Below are 24,849 nucleotides of genomic sequence, written 5' to 3'. Positions count from 1 at the left end.
ATTCTAAAAATGCTTGAGGAGTAAGAGATGGCTATTACTAAGCTGGTTCTGGTGCGTCACGGCGAAAGCCAGTGGAACAACGAAAACCGCTTTACCGGTTGGTACGACGTTGATCTGTCTGAGAAAGGCGTAAGCGAAGCAAAAGCAGCAGGTAAACTGCTGAAGGAAGAAGGCTTCAGCTTTGATTTTGCTTACACCTCTGTGCTGAAACGTGCCATCCACACCCTGTGGAACGTGCTGGACGAACTGGATCAGGCCTGGCTGCCGGTTGAGAAGTCCTGGAAACTGAACGAACGTCACTACGGTGCGCTGCAGGGCCTGAACAAAGCGGAAACCGCTGAGAAATATGGCGACGAGCAGGTTAAACAGTGGCGTCGCGGCTTCGCAATCACCCCACCAGAGCTGACCAAAGATGACGAGCGCTACCCGGGCCACGACCCGCGTTACGCGAAGCTGACCGACGCTGAGCTGCCAACCACCGAAAGCCTGGCGCTGACCATCGACCGCGTTGTGCCTTACTGGAACGAAACCATTCTGCCACGCCTGAAAAGCGGCGAGCGCGTGATCATCGCGGCTCACGGTAACTCCCTGCGTGCGCTGGTGAAATACCTGGACAACATGGGTGAAGACGAAATCCTCGAACTGAACATCCCAACTGGCGTACCGCTGGTGTATGAGTTCGACGAAAACTTCAAGCCAATCAAACACTACTATCTGGGTAACGCAGAAGAGATCGCGGCGAAAGCAGCGGCTGTAGCGAACCAGGGTAAAGCGAAGTAATTTTCGCAAGGCATAAAAAAAGCGCGGAACCTTCCGCGCTTTTTTATTTGTGCCAGATAATTTAGCCGCGACGCGCTTTAACCGCATTCGCTAGCTGACGCAGGATAGCATCGGTATCGTCCCAGCCAATGCAGGCATCGGTGACGCTTTTGCCGTACACCAGCGGTTCGCTGCCTTCCAGGTTCTGATTACCTTCAACCAGATGGCTTTCGATCATCACCCCAATCACCGCCTTCTCACCGCCAGCAATCTGCTGGCAGACGTCTGCCCCAACTTCCATCTGCTTTTTATACTGCTTGCTGGAGTTGGCATGGCTGAAATCGATCATCACCTGCGGCGGTAGCCCGGCTTTTTCCAGCCCGACCTTCACTTCTGCCACGTGTTTCGCACTGTAGTTTGGCTCTTTGCCGCCGCGCAGAATGATATGGCAATCACCGTTACCGCTGGTGTTAACGATGGCGGAATGGCCCCATTTGGTTACGGACAGGAAGCAGTGCGGCGCACCCGCTGCGTTGATGGCGTCGATAGCCACCTTAATGGTGCCGTCAGTGCCGTTTTTGAAACCCACCGGGCAAGAGAGACCGGACGCCAGCTCGCGGTGCACCTGAGATTCGGTTGTGCGGGCACCAATTGCGCCCCAGCTCATCAGGTCTGCCAGGTATTGCGGCGTAATCATGTCGAGGAATTCACCGGCCGCTGGCAGGCCGCTGTCGTTGATCTCCAGCAGCAGCTTGCGCGCAATGCGCAGACCGTCGTTAATCTGGAAGCTGTTATCCATATGCGGATCGTTAATCAGCCCTTTCCAGCCCACGGTGGTGCGCGGTTTTTCAAAATAGACGCGCATCACGATTTCCAGCTCGTCCTTCAGCTCTTCACGGAGGGTAAGCAGACGGGCTGCGTACTCTTTCGCGGCTGCAGGATCGTGAATGGAGCACGGGCCAATCACCACCAGAAGACGATCGTCATTACCTTTCAGGATCTTATGGATCGCTTTACGAGCATGAGAAACCGTATTTGCGGCATTTTCAGTGGCGGGGAATTTCTCAAGGAGCGCTACAGGAGGTAATAACTCATTGATCTCTTTAATGCGTAAATCGTCGTTCTGATAATTCATTTTCTTTCCAGCTCTGCCATATCTTTAGTAATGAAAGCAATCCTTTCAATCTATCTTGTCGACCAGGAAGTGTAAACACGGTTTTACACTTCACGCAGATAATTCCTGGAATTCGCCTAAAAATCGCCACAAAATAGCGAAATATGAGATCTAACCTAAGCTTTTTAACTGTAACAACCAATTTTATACGTTTAAACGCGATTCCCTACTGACGTAAGTCCGTAAGGCGGAATCTTTCGCCTCAGAAAAAGATGCACTGTTGGAGAATGTTATCCAGCGTAACGACAAGAACAGGAGCACCATGATGAAAATGACAAAACTGGCAACCCTCTTCCTGACCGCCACACTCACTCTGGCCAGCGGCAGCGTCCTGGCCGCGGAAACGGGCACATCAGACAGCAACGGTGATGCGAATGCCGCTGCGGCAGCAGGCCAGCCCGCACCTGATGCGAAACAGAATATCGCCCCGAATAATGTCGACAACAACCAGATCAATACCGGTAATACCAACACCGGCGGCACCATGCTGCATCCCAACGGCAGCGGTTCCGGCACCATGAATCATGACAATATGAGTTCGGACGAGGTTCATAAGAACTCAATGTGCAAGGACGGCAAATGCCCTGACCCTAATGACAAAGTAGGAAACGACGCGAATACTAAAACCGATGGCACCACCCAGTAACGGAGGTGTTCGGGAAGAAAAAGGAGAGCTCTGGCTCTCCTTTCTTTTTGGAGTAACCTATTAAAAACGCTACACTAAAAACAATAACACATCAGGAAAGCAGACATGGCGCACTCCCATTCCCACTCACACACTCCCGGCAACGACAACGCTAAACGACTGATGCTCGCCTTTGGCGTCACGGCAACGTTTATGGTTATCGAGGTCATTGGCGGTCTGATCTCCGGCTCTCTGGCGCTACTGGCTGATGCCGGGCACATGCTGACCGATGCCGCAGCGCTGCTCTTCGCCCTGCTGGCGGTGCAGTTTGCGCGTCGTCCTCCGAATGCGCGCCATACCTTCGGCTGGCTGAGGCTGACAACCCTGGCCGCGTTTGTTAACGCCATTGCGCTGGTGGTCATTACCGTTCTTATCGTCTGGGAGGCCGTGCAGCGCTTCAGACACCCGCAGCCTATCGCAGGGGCGACAATGATGGTGATTGCCGTGGCGGGGCTGCTGGCAAATATCCTGGCCTTCTGGATTTTGCACCGCGGCAGCGGGGAAAAGAACCTCAATGTGCGCGCTGCGGCTCTGCATGTTCTGGGTGATTTGCTCGGCTCAGTCGGGGCGATTGTCGCCGCGCTGGTGATCCTCTACACCGGCTGGACGCCTGTCGATCCGATTCTGTCCGTGCTGGTGTCGTGTCTGGTCTTGCGCAGCGCCTGGCGGCTGCTGAAGGAGAGCGTGAATGAACTGCTTGAAGGGGCACCGGCATCGATGGATATTGACGAGCTGAAGCGCAACCTGCGCCGTTCAGTCCCGGAAGTCCGCAATGTTCATCACGTGCACGTCTGGCTGGTGGGGGAAAAACCGGTCATGACGCTGCACGTCCAGGTGATCCCGCCTCACGACCACGATGCGCTGCTTGAACGCATCCAGCATTTTCTTGAACATCACTACGAAATTGGCCACGCCACCATCCAGATGGAGTATCAGCCCTGTAACGGGCCGGACTGCCACCTTAACGAGGCGCAGTCCGAACATTCAGGTCATCATCACCACTAGCTGGAAAGCGCGTGAGAACCTCGCTCACGCGCGCTCTTAATCCACATCCGGCTGCCGTTGAGCGCGATGAAGGTCAGCAGCAGATATTCCAGCGACATCGCATAGACGCCCTGCAGGGCGAAGATCGCCACGCTAATCACGTTGATGATGACCCACAGCAGCCAGTTTTCAACGTATTTACGGGTCATCAGGATCATCGCTGCAATCGACAGCACCATCATGCAGGAATCCCAGAACGGGAAGGCATCCGGCTGAAGCTCGGGCATCGTCACGTTCAGTCCGAAACCGGACATGACCGAAACGGCAACGCGGGTCAGGAACGCAAACACCGGGTTGATATAGACGGTTATTAAGCCAATGGCGACCAGACAGGCGACAAACCAGGCGATGGCTTTCGGCAAGGGCAGCCAGCGGATCTGCAGCTCTGCCTCCTGCTGGCTGTTCTGACGCGACCACGCGTACCAGCCGTAGATATTGGCGGCGAAGAAGAACAGCTGCAAAAGCAGGCTGGCGTACAGCTGGATCTGGAAGAAGATAATCGCAAACAGCGTAACGTTAATCAGCCCGAACGCATAGTTGCTGATCTTCTCCAGGCTTGCCAGCCAGATACAGAGTAACCCCGCCAGCGTGCCGAAGGCCTCAATCCATGACAGGTCATAGCCACCTGCACCAATCGGTATATGAACCAGAATGTTCTGCGTGCTAAAAAAATCCATCTTTTCCCCGGGGCGTTTTGAATTAAGTACGTAGTGTAGCCGCAAAATCCAGCATGCGGTTAAGCGGAATTAACGCACCTTCACGCAGGGCAGCATCCACATGGATTTCATGTGCTGCACCGCCCGTCTCGAGCCCTTCGGCAATGGCCTTCAGGCCGTTCATCGCCATCCACGGGCAATGCGCACAGCTGCGGCACGTTGCGCCCTCGCCTGCCGTTGGCGCTTCCAGGAGCTCTTTCTCCGGCACGGCCTGCTGCATCTTGTAGAAGATACCGCGATCGGTTGCCACGATGAGCTGCCTGTTAGGCAGCGTTCTGGCCGCGTTGATAAGCTGGCTAGTTGAGCCCACGGCATCCGCCATGTCGACTATCGACTGCGGTGATTCAGGGTGAACGAGGATCGCGGCGTCAGGATAAAGTGCCTTCATGCGCGCCAGCGCCTGGGTTTTGAATTCGTCGTGCACAATGCAGGCACCCTGCCAGCAGAGAACGTCAGCCCCCGTCTGCTTCTGGACATAATTTCCAAGATGACGGTCAGGCGCCCAGATAATCTTCTCACCCAGGCTGTCCAGATGTTCAATCAGCTCAACGGCGATGCTGGAGGTGACAACCCAGTCTGCCCGCGCTTTTACCGCTGCAGAGGTGTTGGCGTAAACCACCACGGTCCGGTCAGGGTGGGCGTCACAGAAGGCCGTGAATTCGTCAATCGGGCAGCCGAGATCCAGAGAACACTCTGCATTAAGCGTCGGCATCAGAATGGTTTTTTCAGGGCTCAGGATCTTTGCCGTTTCGCCCATAAAACGCACGCCGGCAACCAGCAGCGTCGAAGCAGGATGTTTTGCACCGAAGCGTGCCATCTCCAGTGAGTCAGAAATACAGCCCCCGGTCTCTTCCGCCAGCTGCTGAATTTCCGGGTCGGTGTAGTAATGGGCCACCATCACCGCATCTCGTTCTTTGAGAAGACGTTTGATCTTCTCACGGTAGATTTGCTTTTCGTCCTGGCTCAGCGGGACAGGTTTTGGCGGAAACGGATAGATTGCGGCTTCAGGATCAAACATCACACTCATTATGGCTTCTCGTTTTACGGGCTTAACAATATTGCCTTTCTTTTGCATGACATAGCAAAACGTGTGGCAATTGTGTTTTGTATACTAAACAAGATAGCGAATATGAGCGGAAAAGTCACCGGAAATAGGTGCGAATAGCATTTGTCGGCCAGCGGCTTCGCCTTGCCCGACCTGCACAGACGGCAGATAGCAAAAAGGCGCCTTTAGGGCGCCTTTCTACACTGGTGGGTCGTGCAGGATTCGAACCTGCGACCAATTGATTAAAAGTCAACTGCTCTACCAACTGAGCTAACGACCCCTTGCGGGATGTACTTCAAATTTATTCAGGCTGGTGGGTCGTGCAGGATTCGAACCTGCGACCAATTGATTAAAAGTCAACTGCTCTACCAACTGAGCTAACGACCCTTTTGGGTGTTGCCTGAATTATCACTCGGAACCAATAAAATTGGTGGGTCGTGCAGGATTCGAACCTGCGACCAATTGATTAAAAGTCAACTGCTCTACCAACTGAGCTAACGACCCGAGTGGTGGGTGATGACGGGCTCGAACCGCCGACCCCCTCCGTGTAAAGGAGATGCTCTACCAACTGAGCTAATCACCCACTCTGTACTGCTGGTGTGCGTTAAGTGGTGGGTCGTGCAGGATGACTCGGCTTCGCCTCGCCCTACGGGCCGTTGCTGACGCAACGTTATCCTTCACGTTTTACTACTACTTCCACCTGACTTAGTGGTGGGTCGTGCAGGATTCGAACCTGCGACCAATTGATTAAAAGTCAACTGCTCTACCAACTGAGCTAACGACCCACTTTTACGCTGTTTTCACGTTGTTTGATATCCCGTGGCAACGGCGGCATATATTACTGATTTAAGAATTCAGCGCAACAAAAATTTCGATGGAGATCACTTAACTGCTTACGAATCATGCTGCACGACCAGAAATAACGCGATTTCTGGTCATGCGATAATCATCCCATCGAATTCAGACGTTTTTGCGCCTGCTTGGCACCTTCGGTACCTGGGAATTTGGAGACTACCTGCTGGTAAACCGCTTTGGCTTTCGCAGTGTCGCCTTTGTCCTGCATGATGACGCCTACTTTGTACATCGCATCAGGCGCTTTTGGCGATTTCGGGTAGTTTTTTACCACGGAGGCAAAATAAAACGCCGCATCGTCCTTTTTACCCTTGTTGTAATTCAGCTGACCGAGCCAGTAATTCGCATTTGGCTGATAAGTGGAATCAGGGTATTTCTTAACAAAGTTCTGAAACGCAGCAAGCGCGTCATCCTGACGAGATTGATCCTGCACCAGGGCAATGGCCGCGTTGTAGTCCGTATTCGCGTCACCGCTCTGTACAGGCGCCCCTGTTGAAGCAGAAGCATCCGCAGCCGGAGCTGATGTCGCGGCCCCGCTCTGATCGCCCGCGGCTGGCTGTGCTTGTGCTGCTGCACCACCGCTACTCAGGCTATCTATCTGCAGCAAAATCTGCTTCTGACGTTCCACAACCTGGTTCAACTGATACTGGCTTTCCTGAATCTGGCCGCGGAGAGAGTCAATATCGTTTTGGTTATCGGAAAGTTGTTGCTGGAGTTGGGTTAAAAGCTGGCTGTGAGCGTTAGAAATACGCTCGAGTTGAGTGACCCGGTCTTCTACCGAGCCTGAGCCGACACTACTGATTGGTGCCTGAGCAAAAGCGGCCCAGGGGGCCGCTATTCCAACCAGTAACGACAGACTCAACAGATGATGTCTGAAGTTACTGCTCATGCAATTCTCTTAGTAAACCAGTACGGCACGACGGTTTTTGGAGTAAGCCGCTTCGTCGTGACCCAGTACTGCAGGTTTTTCTTTACCGTAAGAAACGATGGAGATCTGGTCAGCAGAAACGCCTTTACCCTGCAGGTACATTTTAACAGCGTTAGCACGACGTTCACCCAGGGAGATGTTGTACTCTGGAGTACCACGTTCGTCCGCGTGACCTTCTACGGTGACTTTGTAAGATGGGTTGCTACGCAGGAAGTTAGCGTGAGCATCCAGCATCGCAGCGAAGTCAGAACGGATGTCGTATTTATCCAGATCGAAGTAAACGATGTTGTTCTGCTGCAGCTGCTGCATCTGAAGACGCGCTTGCTCTTCAGAAGACATGTTGCCATTGCCGTTCGCGTCCATACCGGTGCCGGCACCCATCATGCCTTCGCCGCTCTGGTCATTGCTGGCGTTCTTGTTAGAAGAACACGCTGCGATTGCCATTACAGGCAGAGCGATCATCAGCCCCTTCAGCACTTTGTTCAGTTGCATTTCTATGATTCCTTTAGTAATCAATTAATTATTATTTACAGATACGGCGACCAGGCAGGTGATTTTACCTGTCCATCAGTTGCCGGAATACGCGCTTTGAAACGCCCATCTGTAGAAACCAGATTCAGCACAGATCCCATCCCCTGAGAAGAGCTGTAGATTACCATCGTGCCGTTAGGTGCCAGACTTGGCGTTTCATCCAGGAACGTTGACGACAGAACTTGAACGCCACCCGCTACCAGATCTTGTTTGGCAATGTGCTGCTGCCCACCGTTGGAGCTCACCATTACCATAAATTTACCGTCGCTGCTCACGTCTGAGTTCTGGTTCTGCGAACCTTCCCAGGTAATACGCTGCGGAGCACCGCCGTTGACGTTGACTTTATAGATTTGTGGACGGCCAGCCTGGTCAGAGGTAAATGCCAGGTTTTGACTGTCCGGGAACCATGAAGGTTCGGTGTTGTTGCTGCGACCGTCGGTCACCTGACGGATCTGGCCAGAGCCAATGTCCATCACGTACAGGTTCAGGCTACCGGTTTTTGACAGCGCAAACGCCAGTTTAGACCCGTCCGGAGAGAACGAAGGCGCACCGTTGTGACGTGGGAAAGAGGCCACCTGACGTACAGCACCGTTTGCCAGCGTTTGGATAACCAGCGCTGAACGGCCGCTTTCGAAGGTCACATAGGCCAGTTTAGAACCGTCCGGAGACCAGGCTGGAGACATCAGCGGCTGTGAAGAACGTTTCACCAGGAACTGGTTGTAGCCGTCGTAGTCAGATACGCGCAGCTCATACGGGAACTGACCACCGTTGGTCTGTACCACATAAGCAATACGGGTACGGAACGCTCCTTTAATGCCGGTCAGTTTTTCAAATACCGCATCGCTGGCAGCGTGTGCCGCGTAGCGCAGGTACTGCTTAGTGACCTTGTAAGAGTTCTGTGCCAGAACGGTACCCGGTGCACCGCCGGTATCCACCAGCTGCCAGGCCACGTTGTAAGAGCCGTCCGGGTTAGGCGTAACCTGACCCACAACCACGGCATCAATACCCAGTGCAGACCATGCTGCAGGCTGTACTTCCTGCGCGCTACCCGGCTGCTGAGGCAGACGAGAACGATCTAACGGATTGAATTTACCGCTGTTACGCAGGTCAGCCGCCACGATGCCGCCGGCATCTTCAGGTGCAGCGCCAGGACCGGCCCACTGGAACGGAACAACACCGATTGGGCGTGCCGAGTCCACCCCCTGGGTGATCTCGATACGTACTTCTGCGTGCAGTACTGCTGCCCACAGCATTAAAAAACTAAATGCTACACGTAATGCCTGCTTCATCATATCTCCCTTATCCGGGTAACCTTACCCACGATAATTTAGCAGAATGTTAACAAACTCAAATAGACAAAACTACCAGAACCCTGTGACTAAACCTGGTCTATTTTTCCCCGTTTGCACGGGGAAAATGTAACTTAAGGTTTGAAGTCCAGCGGCGCATTTTTGAAGACTTCATAAACTGCCTGAGACGGCGGTTTAGGCATCTTCGCCTGACGCGCTGCAGCCAGGGCCGCAGTACATAAAGCCGGGTCGCCACCTTCAGACTTAATATCCAGCAGCATGCCGTCCGGAGCCAGTTTTATACGCAACGTACACGTTTTACCGGTATAGGAAGACGCATCATAGAATCGGCTTTCAATAGCGGATTTAATCTGCGCGGCATAACCGTTGATTTCAGCCCCTGTCGCACCGTTACTCTTAGTGTTACCACTTCCCGTCGGCGCTGCGTTGTTTCCTTTCGCCCCACCGCCCGTTTTCGGTGCATTCTTACCTGAGCTCAAATCGCCCAGCAGATCGTCAACCCCTGCGGCGGCAGCTGCTTTTTCAGCGGCAGCGGCCTTTTTGGCAGCCGCTTTATCAGCTGCAGCTTTCTTATCGGCAGCGGCCTTCTCAGCTGCAGCTTTCTTATCGGCGGCAGCCTTCTCAGCAGCAGCTTTTTTATCGGCAGCGGCTTTTTCAGCAGCGGCAGCTTTTTCTGCAGCCGCTTTCTCAGCAGCAGCCGCTTTATTCGCGGCCTCGGCAGCAGCTTTCTTCTCTGCGTCCTGAGCGGCTTTCTTCGCGGCTTCCGCTTCGGCTTTCTTCTGAGCATCAGCAGCAGCTTTCTTCGCCGCTTCCGCTTCAGCTTTCTTCTGAGCATCGGCAGCGGCTTTCTTCGCGGCTTCCGCTTCAGCTTTCTTCTGAGCATCAGCAGCGGCTTTCTTCGCCGCTTCTGCCGCTAATTTTGCCTGGGCATCAGCCTGTGCTTTCGCGTCCGCTGCGGCTTTTGCTGCCGCCTCTTCCGCCTGCTTTTGCTGTTCCTGTGCTTTCTTCGCGGCCTCTTCGGCTTGCTTCTGCTGTTCCGCCTGCTCTTTCGCAGCTTCCTGCGCCTGCAAACGCTCTTTCTCAAGCTGCTTCAGACGCTCCTGCTCTGCGGCCTGCTTTTCACGCAGTTCTTCCGCCTGCTGTTGCGACTGTTTTTCACGCTGCTCTTCAGCCCGTTTGGCGCTCGCCTTCTGCTGCTGTTCGCGATTATAGTTCTGTACTACCGCACCGGGATCCACCATCACGGCGTCAATGGAAGACCCTCCACCGCCGCCGGCTGATGCATCAATATGCTCGTCGAACGAACTCCAGATCAGCGCTGCAAAGAGAATCACGTGCAGCACTGCGGAGACGATTATCGCTCGCTTAAGCTTGTCGTTCTGTTCGGTTGCCTTTGACACTATCGGTTCCCAAAAACTACGCGGATAATCAAATAGGTTGGGTCATTAAGCCAACTGACTTAACACCCGCACTATGTAGCAAGTTCAGCGCTTTAATAATTTCATCGTAGGGTACGTCTTTCGCGCCACCGATTAAGAAGACCGTTTTCGGATTTGACTCCAGGCGACGCTGCGCTTCAGCAATCACCTGCTCAGGCGGCAGCTGATCCATACGATCTTTCTCGACCACGACGCTGTATTGCCCTACGCCGGAAACCTCAATGATTACCGGAGGATCGTCATTGGTGCTCACCGCCTGTGATTCTGTCGCATCCGGCAGATCCACTTCCACGCTCTGGGTAATGATTGGCGCTGTCGCCATGAAGATCAGCAGCAGTACCAGCAGGACGTCCAGCAGTGGAACGATATTGATTTCGGACTTGAGCTCGCGACGACCTCGTCCACGCGATCTGGCCATGGTTTACCCCTTGTTGCTCTCGGTGCTGGTAAACGCCTGACGGTGCAGAATCGCAGTGAACTCTTCCATAAAGTTGTCGTAGTTCAGTTCCAGTTTGTTCACGCGCTGGTTCAGACGGTTGTAAGCCATAACCGCAGGAATTGCCGCAAACAGACCGATAGCGGTCGCAATCAGTGCTTCAGCGATACCCGGTGCAACCATCTGCAACGTCGCCTGCTTCACCGCGCCCAGCGCGATAAAGGCGTGCATAATCCCCCACACGGTACCAAACAGGCCGATATACGGGCTGATGGAACCGACAGTGCCGAGGAATGGAATATGGGTTTCGAGATTTTCCAGCTCGCGATTCATAGAAATGCGCATCGCACGCGAGGCACCTTCTACAACCGCTTCCGGCGCATGATTGTTTGCACGATGCAGACGGGCAAACTCTTTGAAACCGCTATAAAAAATTTGCTCGGAGCCTGTAAGGTTTTCACGGCGCCCCTGGCTTTCCTGATACAGACGAGAAAGCTCAATACCCGACCAGAACTTATCTTCAAACGCTTCAGCTTCACGGCCAGCGGCATTGAGGATACGCGTTCTCTGGATGATGATGGCCCAGGATGCGATTGAAAAACCAATCAAAATCAACATGATAAGTTTAACCAGAAGGCTTGCCTTCAGGAACAAATCAAGGATATTCATGTCAGTCACTGCTTAAACTCCGCGACAATAGACTTAGGAAGCGCACGAGGCTTCATTATGGTTGGATCAACACAAACAATCAGTACTTCAGCTGAGTTCAGTACGGTATTCTCTGCGTTGACTATCCGCTGCGTGAAAACCAGTGAGGTCCCGCGCATTGATGTAATTTCAGTTTGGACTTCGAGCATATCGTCGAGTCTGGCAGGCGCAAAATACTCAAGCGTCATCTTGCGTACCACGAAGGCAACTCGCTCAGCCAACAGCACCTGTTGACTAAAGTGATGATGGCGCAGCATCTCTGTGCGTGCCCGTTCATAAAAAGCAACGTAGCTGGCGTGGTAAACCACACCACCGGCATCGGTATCTTCGTAATAGACACGAACCGGCCATCGAAACAGCGTTGTATTCACTTTACATCCCGGTAATGCAACAAAAGTTAATGCTTTTAAACTTCGCTACTATACGCGCGGGAAAGAGGGTTGGGAATGGGAGAAAGTAAACGGAGAGTAAATTTTTATGGGCTCGGGTAAGCCCATAACGTTAACGGACATTTCTTATTCAGAAGAAGAAGAAAATCAAACCGGCGAGAAGCACCAGATCGGCAATCAGCGGGCAAAAAATTCCCTGCCAGTGAACGGCTTTCGGACGAAAGCCCACGCCGTGGATCACACCTGCACACACCGCCCACATAATGAGGAAGCCGTGCCAGATTTCAAGCTCGCTGGTTTTCGCTGCAAAGCGCGAAGGGTCCCAGAAGATACAACCTGCCAGCAGTAATGCCATCACTAAAGAAAGCGCCCGTAACGGGCGCTTATCCATTACCGCGTAAAGCATCGCGATAATATTCATCAGTGTTTTTCTTCACCCGCTTTGGTCGCTTCGACGTGCTCAAGCGCCAGGGCAGTGATGACACCAAATGCACAGGCAAGAAGCGTCCCTAAAATCCATGCGAAATACCACATATTCAGCTCCTTACTTAGTACATAGAGTGGGTGTTGCTTTCGATATGTTCTTTAGTGATACGACCGAACATTTTCCAGTAACACCAGATGGTGTAGGCCAGAACAATCGGGACGAACACGCAAGCAACATACGTCATCAGGTTCAGCGTCATATGACTGGACGTTGCGTCCCACATGGTCAGGCTAGCATTCAGCATCGTGCTGGATGGCATGACGAATGGGAACATCGCGATACCCGATGTCAGGATGATGCACGCCAGGGTCAGTGATGAGAACACGAACGCCAGAGCGCCTTTCTCCAGACGAGACGTCAACACAGTCAGCAGCGGCAGCAATACGCCCAGAGCCGGGATAGCCCACAGCGCAGGGGTATTGTTAAAGTTCACCAGCCATGCACCTGCCTGACGCGCCACTTCTTTGGTCAGCGGGTTAGACGGCGCAGTATGGTTGATTGCAGACGTCACCACGTAGCCATCGATGCCGTACACCACCCATACGCCGGCCAGTGCAAAGCAGACCAGCGTGACCAGCGCAGCGACCTGAGCCGTCGCGCGAGAACGCAGGTGCAGTTCACCAACCGTACGCATCTGCAGATAGGTTGCGCCCTGAGTGATGATCATCGCCACGCTCACCACGCCTGCCAGCAGACCAAACGGATTCAGCAGCTGGAAGAAGTTACCGGTGTAGTAAAGACGCATGTATTCGTCCAGGTGGAACGGTACGCCCTGCAGCAGGTTACCGAACGCCACGCCGATCACCAGCGGTGGAACGAAGCTACCGATGAAGATGCCCCAGTCCCACATGTTGCGCCAGCGGGTGTCTTCAATCTTGGAACGGTAGTCGAAACCGACCGGACGGAAGAATAAAGAGGCCAGCACCAGAATCATCGCCACGTAGAAGCCGGAGAACGCAGCCGCGTAGACCATCGGCCAGGCAGCGAACAGCGCGCCGCCTGCGGTGATCAGCCACACCTGGTTACCGTCCCAGTGAGGGGCGATGGAGTTGATCATGATTCGACGCTCGGTGTCATTACGACCGAGGAAACGGGTGAGCATCCCCACCCCCATGTCGAAACCATCCGTGACGGCGAAACCGATCAGCAGAACGCCGATCAACAGCCACCAGATAAAACGCAATACTTCATAATCGATCATTTGATGACTCCTGTCTTAGCGTGCCGGCTGAGTAGTCGCGGTGGACTGCTCGTAGTGATAGCGACCGGTTTTCAGGCTGCTTGGGCCAAGGCGCGCGAACTTGAACATCAGGAACAGTTCAGCCACCAGGAACAGGGTGTACAGACCACAAATCAGCAGCATGGAGAAGATCAGGTCGCCCGCTGTCAGGGAAGAGTTCGCTACCGCCGTTGGCAGTACCTCACCAATCGCCCATGGCTGACGGCCATACTCCGCAACAAACCAGCCGGATTCGATAGCGATCCACGGCAGTGGAATACCGTACAGCGCGGTGCGCAGCAGCCATTTTTTCTCGCCGATGCGGTTGCGAATCACGGACCAGAAGGACGCCGCAATGATCAGCAGCATGATGATGCCGCAGCCCACCATGATACGGAATGCGAAGTACAGAGGCGCAACGCGTGGAATCGAGTCTTTGGTGGCCATCTGGATCTGCGCTTCTGTCGCATCAGAAACGTTCGGGGTATAACGCTTCAGCAGCAGACCGTAACCCAGATCTTTCTTCACGTCGTTGAACTGGTCGCGAACGGCCTGGTCGGTAGAACCGGCACGCAGCTGTTCCAGCAGCGAGTAGGCTTTCATACCGTTACGGATACGCTCTTCGTGCTGAACCATCAGCTCTTTCAGACCGGTCACCTGCTTATCAACAGAACGGGTGGCGATGATACCCAGCGCGTAAGGGATCTGAATAGCGAAGCGGTTTTCCTGCGCGTCCTGATCGGGAATACCGAACAGCGTAAAGGCAGCAGGCGCCGGTTGGGTTTCCCATTCGGCTTCGATGGCGGCCAGTTTGGTTTTCTGCACGTCACCCATTTCGTAACCGGATTCATCACCCAGAACGATAACAGAGAGGATTGCAGCCATACCGAAGCTTGCAGCGATAGCAAAGGAGCGCTTAGCAAACGCGAAGTCACGACCGCGCAGCATGTAGTAAGAGCTGATACCCAGGATAAACATCGCGCCGCACACGTAGCCAGAAGCAACGGTGTGAACGAATTTAACCTGCGCAACCGGGTTCAGGACCAGCTCGGCAAAGCTGACCATCTCCATACGCATGGTTTCGAAGTTGAAATCAGACGCGATAGGGTTCTGCATCCAGCCGTTCGCCACCAGGATCCACAGCGCGGACAGGTTCGAACCTAATGCCACCAGCCAGGTCACCGCCATATGCTGGACTTTACCCAGACGGTCCCAACCGAAGAAGAACAGACCTACAAAGGTGGATTCGAGGAAGAATGCCATCAGACCTTCAATGGCCAGCGGCGCACCGAAGATATCCCCGACATAGTGGGAATAGTAAGACCAGTTAGTCCCGAACTGGAACTCCATGGTCAAACCGGTTGCCACGCCCAGCGCGAAGTTGATACCAAACAACTTGCCCCAGAACTTGGTCATATCTTTATAAATCTGTTTGCCGGAGAGAACGTATACCGTTTCCATAATGGCCAGCAGGAACGCCATACCGAGCGTCAGTGGCACAAACAGGAAGTGGTACATCGCGGTCAAGGCAAACTGTAAGCGCGACAGTTCGACTATATCTAACATCATGACTCCTTGCTCATCGCATGAAGACTCCGAGAGTGAACCCCGTCAGAGAGAGATCCACACGCATGCCCCAATACAAATTATTCGCATCCTTGTCGTCGTTATTACCCTGAAGGAGGATAAAAACGATGACGTGAGGTTACAAATACGTTAATAAAAAACTCAAATTGATCCCGCAAATATAATACGCTGCAAAACCCTTACAATAAACAGGTTTTTATTGAATCACATTTACGTTTTTCGACGGCGATCAATTTATAGCAAAATTACCACTTTTCGGCCATTTTGATCGGGGACAATTTAGCGCTTTTCAGCGTCTTTTTCCAAGGATTAAACTTTGATTTAAATCAAAAACAATCATTGATGTTAACTATGTTTAATCATGGTGAGAATGGTAAAAACCATGTTAATGATATGTGCATGCAAAGATGAGATTGGTTATCGAAGACGGGAAAGAATATAAACAGAAGTGATTTTAATTAACGCGAAAGAGAGCAACATTTCAGTGAGGGACAAACAATAAAGCGTAGTCGGGCCAGATTATTTTTCCATTGCATTTATGCAACCCTTCGAAATTACATTTAATTTACTTTTAATGCCTCATAAGTTAACACCGCTGTGTGACTATTTAATGAAAAAAGGCTGCCCTGACTGCAGCCTTTTTTCGTATCACGGTGCTCAGGCGATAAGAATGCTAAAGGTTCGCGACTGCCCCGGCCTGAATGCCCCGACAATGCCCTCTTCTTCACATCCATCCATTATCCGTTCGTTCATGTCCGTTTCGCGCCACCGTTTCACCACCGGATTAATAGACACCGTTGTATCACATGTGCTGAACGCCGAAGGGTTGAACAGGCGGAGAATGAGCTCATCACGATCTTCAGCCTTTTTGAGCGTACTGAGCACGCATCCCGTTGGCGAAAGCGCTAACAGGCTGTAACTTTCCGGCGCGGTAAACGACGCGCGATTCAGTTTCATCGCATCCCAGGGAATTTTGTTATAGCACTGCACCGGCGTTAACCACGATTTAGCCTGCTGGGCAACGCCCGCGTTTTCCGGCGTACCGCTGAAGCTGAAAAGGCTAAAGCGACAGGCTAACGGCCCGCACACCTGAGAGTCAGGCACAGGCATTTTGATCCCCGAAGGTCTGCCTGGACGCAACAGCAAATCTTCTTTCCCGAGCAACCCCACGCCGCGCAGCAAGGTTAAGGCGAATGCTTTTTTGCCATCGCCCACCACTTCAAACTCGCGCAGTCCCTCGGTGAAGAGCGCCAGCCCGTTGCGCTTTTCCTGCAGGACGGCATAGTTGAGTAAATTCCATACGGGAACCGGCGCTTCTTTCCAGCCCTCCTCCTGCCAGGTTGCCATCGCCGCATCCTGCACCGGGCGGGTGAGCGAGCCAAACTGCGTATCCGCTAACACTTCCTCTGTCATAAACGGCGTAGGGATCAGCACACGCACGCGGTGGTCGTTAGCCTGGTTATCCAGACGCACGGCCACATCAATGCGCCTGCTGCTATGGCTAAGCGTGACGTCAAACTCCACGTTGAGCGTGCCGTTTCGCTGGCGCGCCGCGCGTTCGGCCAGATTTGCCGGCACGGCGATCCGATGGCGGATCGCCGCCCTGCTCTGCCAGCCTTCGTGCGTGACCTCAACCTCATGTTCCCCCTGCGCTGAAGTGAGCCTCCACTCTTCACGGGAAGGCGAGTAGTCGTACTCATCGCCATCGTCCGAACTCTCTTCGATTTCCAGTACGCGGTCATAAATAAGCCCGGTTTCTTTGTCGCACAGGCGCAGCGTGCCGTCATCGTTTAAATCAATCTGCCAGAAGGCATTTTCAAGTAAGGATTCGGTATTTCTCACCGCCGGGAGCACCTTCCCGGCCACGTTCGGTTCGATATACAGCGTACGGTAGCCCATCGACGGCAGTATCTGGCTGAGCTGAATATCAAACTCCATAAACGGCTCGTAATTGCCGTAATGGACAATCTGCCGGTCAATAAGGCCGGGGTCGAGTTCGCGCGCGCTGCGAATGAAATAGGGGATCTCGTTGCCTTTTTCATCCCGCAGTCTGAACTGGCTGGCCCGCAGCCGAATCGTGGTGTTCATCACCTCTTCGCGCGGCCAGGGCATCAGGTTGAACATCACCAGCTTATCGGCGTCGCTTTGCGGCATGTTGTCGACAATCTTGCGCATATAGAAACGCACCAGGTTGTCAGCCATGTCCTCCGCCAGCTCAAAGCGGGAGACAATCTCACGGTGCACCTTATCGCTGCAGCAGCAGCCGATGCTGTCGTGAGCGTGGTTTTTGAGGATCTCTTTCCACATCTTCTCCAGCAGGCCGTGGTGGTAGTCGAAGCCCAGCGTCCAGGCAAGCGCTGCCAACGGCTCGAGGATATTGACAATTTTGTTCTCAATACGCGCGTGGGCGATTTTGATATCCATGCGCGTGGAGCCGATGGTCCGGTGGACGCGCATGTATTTCCCGTCGATAAACTCCCCTTTTAGCGTCGCCAGCTCATCGCGATGCGCGTCGATATAATCAAACACCTCTTCGAACCGACTCATCACGAATTGACGCTGGGGATAGATTTCTCGAAGCTTATCCATCACCGCGAAAATATTCTGCTGCAGCGGCATCTGGTCGTGGCCGTTGGGCAGCAAAATCTCTTTGGTGACGGAGGCGTTTTCCAGGACCTCGAAGTAGCTGTCGAGCCGTTTTCGCAGCCCTGCTTCGTCCTCCGGTAAGTACTTACCAATCGCGTAGCCCAGCGGCAGCACCTGCGCCGTTACCTCACTGCCGTCCTGGCTCTGCCAGAGAAACTCGGTTTTGTCGGTCCCGTGTCGTTCAGAACAGCCGCGCCAGAACATCGTGCGGGTAATGCCAAACCCGTTATAGATATGCGGAAGCTGGCCGGACATACCAAACGAATCCGGCAGATAGCCGATCTTCATCGGCTCGCCGAACGCCATGCAGTCGCGCATGCCGTACATCAGGTTGCGGACAATCGACTCGCCGCTGACAATCGTGGTATCGGTCTGGGTATACCAGGGGCCGATAATCAGCTTTCCGCGCTCCACAAGCGCTTTCACCCGCGAGCGGTTTTCAGGCACGACGGCAAAATAATCCTCCAGCACCGCCGTCTGTCCATCGAGGACATAATATTTATACTCGTCATCCTGCTCCAGACGGGTCAGGATCTCTTCCATATTATTGACCAGAAGAATACGCGACTCTTCGGTGGTGAAGTACCACTCACGGTCCCAGTGCATATGCGGCGTGATATGAACGCGAGATACAGCTTTCATCTTCGTTTCCTGTTTGAGCGTTGTTACGGTATGGCGTCTTCAGTGACGTAGTTGCCCTTTTTCACCGCCTGGCGTCGCCAGAGCAGCAGAACAAAGGTGGAGATAGCGGTACCCACCAGCGCCGCGCCAAACCAGCCCGCCGCCGCAACCACACTGCTCAACCCGGCATCGTGAAGTAAAAAGAGAGAGAAAATACCGGCCCCCGGCGTGGACAACCCGATCCCCATCGCGCCGACAATCGCGCCTGTTACCATGGAGCCGAGCACAAATGAACCAATGACGCGAAGCGGATCTTCAATCGCCATCGGAATCGCCCCTTCGGTGATGCCCGCAAGGCCGAGCAGCCACGTGGATTTCCCGGTTTCAATTTCAAACGGTTTGAACAGTTTCGGTGCCAGCAACGTTGACGCCGTGACGGTGAAGGCCGACACCATTTTGACGGAGGCAAAGATGGCATAAGGGCCGTATACCCCGTTAGCCATCGCTCCCAGACAGAACGCGTAAGAGGCTTTGTTGACCGGGCCACCCAAATCGAATGAGCACATAAACCCGAGGATCGCCCCCAGAAGCAGCGCATTCGCTCCGGACAAACCGTTAAGCCAGGCGGTTAGCGTAGTATTAAGCCAGGCCACCGGCTCACCGACCACGAACAGCATCAGGCTGCCCGCACCCAGTACGCCAATAACCGGATAGAGATAAAAGGTTAAAAAGCCGTTGAAGCGGCTACTCAGGCGAATGTGATTTTTCACCCAGCGCATCAGGTAACCCGCGATCAGCCCGCCGACGATAGCGCCGAGAAAACCGGAGCCTATCATGTTGGCCGCAAGACCGGCCGCAAAGCCCGGGGTCAGCGCGGGTTTATCCGCCAGCGAGTAAGCGGTATAGGCCGCCAGAACGGGGACCATCAGAATGCCGAGCATGCCGCCGCCAAGCTTGCGGTACATCCACAGCCATGAGTTTTCCTGGTCGAACAGGTGCTGCAGGCCGAGGATTTGTGCCAGCAGTACCGACACGGCAAGCACCGTTCCGCCAGCGACGATCAGCGGCACCGCAAAGGAGATACCGCTAAGGAGCGCCTGCTTGAGCTCTGTTTTAACGCTCTTTTTCATTTCCGTATCGCCATGCGCATGACGCGCATCGGTAGAAGGCCGTAGCGCCAGCGCGCGCTCAATGAGCGTTTCAGCATGGCGCAGGGGCTCCGCGACGGGTACGGAGATGGCGGGGATCCCCTGAAAACGCTCGTTCTCTTTGATCGCCACTTCCGCCGCAAAGATGCACGCTTTAGCCTCCTGCAACTGCTGCGCGGTGATGCGCCCTTCAATGCCGTTTGCTCCCTGCTTTTCGACCACCACGTTGACGCCCAGCTTACGTCCCGCTTTTTCCAGGTACTCTGCTGCCATATAGGTATGGGCAATCCCGGCCGGACAGGCGGTGACGCAGATGACGGTTGGTGCATTCACCAGTGTGGCAACCTCGTCTTCCTGCGAGACACCGTTCAGCGCATCAAGCAGATCCTCCGCCGTCTCTGCAGCCATAACGCGCTCCCGGAGCGCATCATCTGCCAGGCGAGACGTCAGCGCCGTCAGCACCTGAATATGCGTGGATCCCGCTTCAGCTGGCGGTATGGCAAGCAGGACGATGAGCTCAACGTTTTCAGGGCCGTCCACCCCCTCCCACTCCAGCGGTTCGCTCAGCGTAGCAACCGCAAAAGCCGCTTCGTTCACCGCGCTCGATTTACCGTGTGGGACAGCCAGCCCTTCTCCCAGTGCGGTTGGCCCCTGCGATTCGCGACGGTAGACCTCCGCCAGAAACGCATCGCCATCGGTAATTTTGCCCAGCGCCACCAGCCGCATCGTAAGCTGGCGAATTGCCTCATCACGGCTGGCATAGTGAGCCTGCACGCAGACAGCGCTGGAGTGGGTCAGAGTCGTCAGGTTCATAAGATCCTCACACGTAAGTTGTTATTGTCTGGCGGCAATTGTGGCAGGCAATACAATACATTTATGTGATCACTTTCACTAACAACGCAAATTTGTATTTAAATTGTATTATTTACAAATTTTACGCTGAAGGCATAATTCCGTGAAAAGGTATTAGAAAGGCAGATTCTATGGGTAACAAACCGATGTACCGGCAGATAGCCGATGCGCTTCGCGAGAAAATCAATGCGGGTGAGTTAAAAACCGGCGATGCGCTACCGACGGAATCCAGCCTTCAGGAGGCGTTCAACGTTAGCCGTGTAACGGTGAGACAGGCGCTGAAGCTGCTTACGGAAGAGCAGATCGTCGAGAGCATTCAGGGCAGCGGCACCTACGTAAAAGAAGAGCGCGTTAACTACGACATTTACCAGCTCACCGGCTTTTACGAAAAGCTGGCGGACCGGAACGTGGATACGCACAGCGACGTCAGCGTCTTCGAAGTGGTCAAAGCCGATGAGCGGCTCGCAGCAAGGCTGGCGATCAACCCGGACGATAAAGTCTGGCACGTCAAACGAGTCCGCTTTATAAAACAGAAACCGGTGAATCTGGAAGAAACGTGGATGCCGCTGGCGATGTTCCCCGACCTCACCTGGGAAGTGATGGAGAATTCGAAATACCACTACGTTGAGCAGATCAAAAAGCTGGTTATCGATCGCAGCGAGCAGGAGCTGGTGCCGATCATGCCGTCAGAAGAGGCGATTGCCGCGCTGTCGCTCGATCCGGCGAAGCCGATCCTGGAAAAAGTCTCCCGCGGGTTTCTGAAGGACGGACGGGTATTTGAATACAGCCGCAACGTGTTTAATACCGACGATTACAAGTTCACTCTCGTTGCCAAACGCAGGCAATAAAAAAGGCCGCTTTACAGCGGCCAACCATGTCGAAACGGACATTTTTATACTTCAACGCCCCCCTTTCGGGGAGCAGAGAGGACTTACTTAATGATGGATTTCAGTGCTTCGCCGATATCCGCCAGGCTGCGAACGGTTTTCACGCCTGCGGCTTCCAGCGCTGCGAATTTCTCATCAGCCGTACCTTTACCACCGGCGATGATCGCGCCTGCGTGACCCATACGCTTGCCTTTCGGCGCAGTCACACCCGCGATGTAACCGACAACTGGCTTGGTCACGTGTTCTTTGATGTAAGCAGCCGCTTCTTCTTCCGCGCTACCACCGATCTCACCGATCATCACGATCGCTTCGGTCTGTGGATCTTCCTGGAACAGCTTCAGGATGTCGATGAAGTTAGAGCCCGGGATCGGGTCACCGCCGATGCCCACACAGGTGGACTGGCCGAAGCCGTAGTCGGTGGTCTGCTTAACGGCTTCATAGGTCAGGGTACCGGAACGGGACACGATGCCCACTTTGCCCGGCTTGTGAATGTGGCCCGGCATGATGCCGATTTTGCATTCGCCCGGGGTGATAACGCCTGGGCAGTTCGGGCCGATCATGCGCACGCCTGCTTCATCCAGCTTCACCTTCACGGTCAGCATATCCAGGGTCGGGATGCCTTCAGTGATGGTGATGATCAGCTTGATGCCTGCATCGATCGCTTCCAGAATGGAGTCTTTGCAGAACGGAGCCGGAACGTAGATCACGGTCGCGGTTGCGCCCGTCGCTTCTACGGCTTCACGCACGGTGTTGAACACCGGCAGGCCCAGGTGCGTGGTGCCGCCTTTACCTGGCGTTACGCCGCCAACCATCTGCGTGCCGTAGGCAATCGCCTGTTCGGAGTGGAAAGTCCCCTGGCTACCGGTGAAGCCCTGGCAGATAACCTTGGTATCTTTATTAATTAAAACTGACATTATTTCCCCTCCACTGCGGCAACAACCTGCTGAGCTGCATCCGTCAGACTTTTCGCTGCAATAATATTCAGGCCGCTGTCAGCCAGTTTTTTCGCGCCGAGTTCAGCGTTGTTACCTTCCAGACGTACAACAACCGGAACGTTAACACCCACTTCTTCTACCGCACCGATGATACCGTCGGCGATCAGATCGCAACGGACGATGCCGCCGAAGATGTTAACCAGAACGGCCTTCACGTTGTCGTCAGAGAGGATGATTTTGAACGCTTCGGTTACGCGCTCTTTGGTTGCGCCACCGCCTACGTCGAGGAAGTTTGCTGGCTCACCGCCGTGCAGCTTAACGATGTCCATGGTGCCCATTGCCAGGCCCGCACCGTTAACCATACAGCCGATGTTGCCGTCCAGCGCTACGTAGTTCAGCTCCCACTGTGCAGCCTGCGCTTCGCGCGGGTCTTCCTGAGACTGGTCGCGCATTTCGCGCAGATCGGACTGGCGGAACAGCGCGTTGCCGTCAGCGCCCAGCTTGCCGTCGAGGCAGATCAGGTCGCCCTGGGTGGTGATCACCAGCGGGTTGATCTCGATCAGCGCCAGGTCGCGCTCAAGGAAGATGTTCGCCAGACCCATGAAGATCTTGGTGAACTGCTGAACCAGCTTGCCTTCCAGTCCCAGTTTGAACGCCAGCTCGCGCCCCTGGTAAGGCATCGGGCCCGCCAGCGGATCGATTGCCACTTTGTGGATCAGGTGCGGGGTCTCTTCCGCCACTTTTTCGATTTCCACGCCGCCTTCGGTAGACGCCATGAACACCACGCGACGGGAGCTACGGTCAACAACCGCGCCCAGGTACAGTTCTTTCGCGATGTCGGTCGCCGCTTCAACCAGGATCTGGTTAACCGGCTGGCCGTTCGCATCTGTCTGGTACGTTACCAGACGCTTGCCGAGCCAATGTTCAGCAAACGCACGAATCTCTTCTTTGCTCTTAACAACCTTCACACCGCCCGCTTTACCACGGCCACCAGCGTGAACCTGACACTTAACTACCCAAGGGCCGGAACCGATTTTAGATGCGGCTTCTTCTGCTTCACGCGGGGTAGTACAGGCATAACCCACCGGAGCCGGTAAGCCATACCGGGCAAACAGCTGTTTGGCCTGATATTCATGTAAGTTCATGTGTTCTATCCATCCTTCAGGTAATCGTTAGGTCGTGCTTTTATTGGCCCGGCAGCCATACGCCGCCGGGCAAGACTGCAAAACTAGACGTCCAGCAGCAGACGGGTTGGATCTTCCAGCAGCTCTTTAATCGCGACCAGGAAGCCCACGGATTCGCGGCCGTCGATCAGGCGGTGATCGTAAGAGAGCGCCAGGTACATCATTGGCAGGATCTCAACTTTACCGTCTACCGCCATAGGGCGATCTTTAATGGCATGCATACCCAGGATCGCGCTCTGCGGCGGGTTAATGATCGGGGTAGACATCAGCGAGCCGAATACGCCGCCGTTGGTAATGGTGAAGTTACCGCCGGTCAGGTCGTCTACGGTCAGCTTGCCGTCGCGGCCTTTTACAGCCAGCTCTTTAATGTTTTTCTCGATGTCAGCCATACCCAGGGTATCCACATCACGCAGAACCGGCGTTACCAGGCCACGTGGGGTAGAAACCGCCATGCTGACGTCGAAATAGTTGTGGTAAACCACGTCATCGCCATCAATAGACGCGTTCACTTCCGGGTAGCGTTTCAGCGCTTCAACTACCGCTTTCACGTAGAAGGACATAAAGCCCAGACGGATACCGTGACGTTTTTCAAACGCGTCACCGTACTGCTTGCGCAGGTCCATGATTGGCTTCATGTTCACTTCGTTGAAGGTGGTCAGCATCGCGGTGGAGTTTTTCGCTTCCAGCAGACGTTCGGCCACGCGCTTGCGCAGGCGAGTCATCGGCACGCGTTTTTCGCTGCGGGCGCCCAGTGCAGGCTGTGCTGCCGGTGCTGCCGCAGGGGCTTTCGCTTCTGCCTGAGCAGGCGCTTTCGCCAGGTGCTTATCGATGTCTTCGCGGGTCAGACGACCGCCCACACCGGTGCCTTTGATGGCTGCCGGGTCAAGGCTGTGCTCAGCCAGCAGGCGACGGATCGCCGGGCTGAGGGCGTCGTTAGACTGTTCTTCCAGAGAAGCCTGCTGGCGCTGAGCCGGGGTAGAGGCTTTCTCTTCAGATTTCGCGCTGGACTCTTTGCCCGCGCTGTTGCCTTCACGCAGGCGACCCAGGATCTGACGAGAGGTTACGGTGGTACCTTCATCTTCCAGCACCGCGTCCAGAACGCCATCCGCCGAAGCCGGTACTTCCAGTACCACTTTGTCAGTTTCGATTTCTACCAGCACTTCATCGCGCTTAACGGCATCGCCTGGTTTTTTGTGCCAGGTAGCGACGGTCGCATCTGCTACGGATTCAGGCAGGTCGGGAACAAGAATATCTACGCTACTCATTT

23 protein-coding genes and 5 tRNA genes are annotated in these 24,849 nt (G+C 54.3%); 4 read left to right on the top strand and 24 right to left on the bottom strand.

Features of this window, described 5'->3' with window-relative positions; all coding sequences use genetic code 11:
* The first annotated feature begins 27 nt into the window (after positions 1-27).
* Positions 28-780 carry a 2,3-diphosphoglycerate-dependent phosphoglycerate mutase gene (gene gpmA / locus DFO52_RS08115; RefSeq protein WP_023310804.1) on the top strand — a complete coding sequence of 251 codons (753 nt, stop codon included), beginning with the start codon at positions 28-30 and terminating at the stop codon, positions 778-780.
* 61 nt (positions 781-841) lie between these two features.
* Here gpmA and aroG read toward each other — a convergent pair whose 3' ends face one another.
* Entirely contained in the window at positions 842-1,894 is a 1,053-nt protein-coding gene (gene aroG, locus DFO52_RS08110; protein ID WP_133550033.1) for a 3-deoxy-7-phosphoheptulonate synthase AroG, read from the bottom strand.
* 304 nt (positions 1,895-2,198) lie between these two features.
* Here aroG and DFO52_RS08105 point away from each other — a divergent pair, with 304 nt between their 5' ends.
* Both DFO52_RS08105 and zitB read left to right on the top strand, forming a co-directional pair.
* The gene (locus DFO52_RS08105; protein WP_024908789.1) at positions 2,199-2,579 is read left to right on the top strand and encodes a protein YbgS; all 381 of its coding nucleotides are present in this window, start codon (positions 2,199-2,201) and stop codon (positions 2,577-2,579) included.
* A gap of 105 nt (positions 2,580-2,684) precedes the next feature.
* Complete coding sequence (gene zitB, locus DFO52_RS08100) at positions 2,685-3,623, top strand: CDF family zinc transporter ZitB (protein ID WP_133550031.1); 939 nt, start codon at positions 2,685-2,687, stop codon at positions 3,621-3,623.
* Here the strand turns inward: zitB and pnuC are convergent.
* The 20 genes from pnuC to mngA form a co-directional block, all read right to left on the bottom strand.
* Positions 3,620-4,339: a nicotinamide riboside transporter PnuC gene (pnuC, locus tag DFO52_RS08095; RefSeq protein ID WP_133550029.1), complete on the bottom strand. Its 720-nt coding sequence runs from the start codon at positions 4,337-4,339 to the stop codon at positions 3,620-3,622. The genes zitB and pnuC overlap by 4 nt on opposite strands.
* A gap of 22 nt (positions 4,340-4,361) precedes the next feature.
* Complete coding sequence (gene nadA / locus DFO52_RS08090; protein ID WP_133550027.1) at positions 4,362-5,405, bottom strand: quinolinate synthase NadA; 1,044 nt, start codon at positions 5,403-5,405, stop codon at positions 4,362-4,364.
* A gap of 222 nt (positions 5,406-5,627) precedes the next feature.
* Positions 5,628-5,703, bottom strand: a tRNA-Lys gene (locus tag DFO52_RS08085).
* A gap of 31 nt (positions 5,704-5,734) precedes the next feature.
* Positions 5,735-5,810 (bottom strand) — tRNA-Lys (locus DFO52_RS08080).
* 41 nt (positions 5,811-5,851) lie between these two features.
* A tRNA-Lys gene (locus DFO52_RS08075) sits at positions 5,852-5,927 on the bottom strand.
* A gap of 3 nt (positions 5,928-5,930) precedes the next feature.
* Positions 5,931-6,006 (bottom strand) — tRNA-Val (locus tag DFO52_RS08070).
* 126 nt (positions 6,007-6,132) lie between these two features.
* Positions 6,133-6,208, bottom strand: a tRNA-Lys gene (locus DFO52_RS08065).
* Between the two features lie 161 nt (positions 6,209-6,369).
* Positions 6,370-7,164: a cell division protein CpoB gene (gene cpoB / locus DFO52_RS08060; protein WP_047648368.1), complete on the bottom strand. Its 795-nt coding sequence runs from the start codon at positions 7,162-7,164 to the stop codon at positions 6,370-6,372.
* Between the two features lie 9 nt (positions 7,165-7,173).
* Positions 7,174-7,695, bottom strand: coding sequence for a peptidoglycan-associated lipoprotein Pal (pal, locus tag DFO52_RS08055; RefSeq protein WP_003858578.1), 522 nt, complete (start codon positions 7,693-7,695; stop codon positions 7,174-7,176).
* A 35-nt stretch (positions 7,696-7,730) separates the two neighbouring features.
* A complete protein-coding gene (tolB, locus tag DFO52_RS08050) occupies positions 7,731-9,023 on the bottom strand; it encodes a Tol-Pal system beta propeller repeat protein TolB (protein WP_133550401.1) in 1,293 nt (430 codons plus the stop codon).
* 134 nt (positions 9,024-9,157) lie between these two features.
* Positions 9,158-10,444, bottom strand: a complete 1,287-nt coding sequence (gene tolA, locus DFO52_RS08045; RefSeq protein ID WP_133550025.1) for a cell envelope integrity protein TolA — start codon at positions 10,442-10,444, stop codon at positions 9,158-9,160.
* Between the two features lie 28 nt (positions 10,445-10,472).
* Positions 10,473-10,901, bottom strand: a complete 429-nt coding sequence (gene tolR, locus DFO52_RS08040) for a colicin uptake protein TolR (RefSeq protein WP_003858589.1) — start codon at positions 10,899-10,901, stop codon at positions 10,473-10,475.
* A 3-nt stretch (positions 10,902-10,904) separates the two neighbouring features.
* Positions 10,905-11,597, bottom strand: coding sequence for a Tol-Pal system protein TolQ (tolQ, locus tag DFO52_RS08035; RefSeq protein WP_008501101.1), 693 nt, complete (start codon positions 11,595-11,597; stop codon positions 10,905-10,907).
* Complete coding sequence (ybgC, locus tag DFO52_RS08030) at positions 11,594-11,998, bottom strand: tol-pal system-associated acyl-CoA thioesterase (protein WP_003858593.1); 405 nt, start codon at positions 11,996-11,998, stop codon at positions 11,594-11,596. Before ybgC ends, tolQ begins: the two co-directional genes overlap by 4 nt.
* A gap of 148 nt (positions 11,999-12,146) precedes the next feature.
* Entirely contained in the window at positions 12,147-12,437 is a 291-nt protein-coding gene (ybgE, locus tag DFO52_RS08025) for a cyd operon protein YbgE (protein WP_133550023.1), read from the bottom strand.
* Positions 12,437-12,550, bottom strand: a complete 114-nt coding sequence (gene cydX / locus DFO52_RS08020; protein ID WP_003858598.1) for a cytochrome bd-I oxidase subunit CydX — start codon at positions 12,548-12,550, stop codon at positions 12,437-12,439. Before cydX ends, ybgE begins: the two co-directional genes overlap by 1 nt.
* A gap of 14 nt (positions 12,551-12,564) precedes the next feature.
* Positions 12,565-13,704: a cytochrome d ubiquinol oxidase subunit II gene (gene cydB / locus DFO52_RS08015; protein WP_023334940.1), complete on the bottom strand. Its 1,140-nt coding sequence runs from the start codon at positions 13,702-13,704 to the stop codon at positions 12,565-12,567.
* A 15-nt stretch (positions 13,705-13,719) separates the two neighbouring features.
* The gene (gene cydA, locus DFO52_RS08010; protein ID WP_029741599.1) at positions 13,720-15,288 is read right to left on the bottom strand and encodes a cytochrome ubiquinol oxidase subunit I; all 1,569 of its coding nucleotides are present in this window, start codon (positions 15,286-15,288) and stop codon (positions 13,720-13,722) included.
* 678 nt (positions 15,289-15,966) lie between these two features.
* Entirely contained in the window at positions 15,967-18,597 is a 2,631-nt protein-coding gene (gene mngB, locus DFO52_RS08005) for a mannosylglycerate hydrolase (RefSeq protein WP_133550021.1), read from the bottom strand.
* 23 nt (positions 18,598-18,620) lie between these two features.
* Entirely contained in the window at positions 18,621-20,537 is a 1,917-nt protein-coding gene (gene mngA / locus DFO52_RS08000; protein ID WP_029741597.1) for a PTS 2-O-a-mannosyl-D-glycerate transporter subunit IIABC, read from the bottom strand.
* Between the two features lie 170 nt (positions 20,538-20,707).
* Between mngA and DFO52_RS07995 the strand changes: the two genes are divergently transcribed.
* Complete coding sequence (locus tag DFO52_RS07995; RefSeq protein ID WP_133550019.1) at positions 20,708-21,424, top strand: GntR family transcriptional regulator; 717 nt, start codon at positions 20,708-20,710, stop codon at positions 21,422-21,424.
* A gap of 83 nt (positions 21,425-21,507) precedes the next feature.
* Here DFO52_RS07995 and sucD read toward each other — a convergent pair whose 3' ends face one another.
* The 3 genes from sucD to odhB form a co-directional block, all read right to left on the bottom strand.
* A complete protein-coding gene (sucD, locus tag DFO52_RS07990; RefSeq protein WP_008501094.1) occupies positions 21,508-22,377 on the bottom strand; it encodes a succinate--CoA ligase subunit alpha in 870 nt (289 codons plus the stop codon).
* Entirely contained in the window at positions 22,377-23,543 is a 1,167-nt protein-coding gene (gene sucC / locus DFO52_RS07985; RefSeq protein WP_023310791.1) for an ADP-forming succinate--CoA ligase subunit beta, read from the bottom strand. Before sucC ends, sucD begins: the two co-directional genes overlap by 1 nt.
* An 83-nt stretch (positions 23,544-23,626) precedes the next feature.
* On the bottom strand, positions 23,627-24,847 hold the full coding sequence (gene odhB / locus DFO52_RS07980; RefSeq protein WP_008501093.1) for a 2-oxoglutarate dehydrogenase complex dihydrolipoyllysine-residue succinyltransferase: 1,221 nt from the start codon (positions 24,845-24,847) through the stop codon (positions 23,627-23,629).
* Between the last annotated feature and the right edge of the window lie 2 nt (positions 24,848-24,849).

Source organism: Enterobacter sp. AG326, from assembly GCF_004362415.1.
In the GTDB taxonomy this organism is placed as follows: Bacteria; Pseudomonadota; Gammaproteobacteria; order Enterobacterales; family Enterobacteriaceae; genus Enterobacter; species Enterobacter asburiae.
This window is presented reverse-complemented; position numbering and strand designations above follow the sequence as displayed.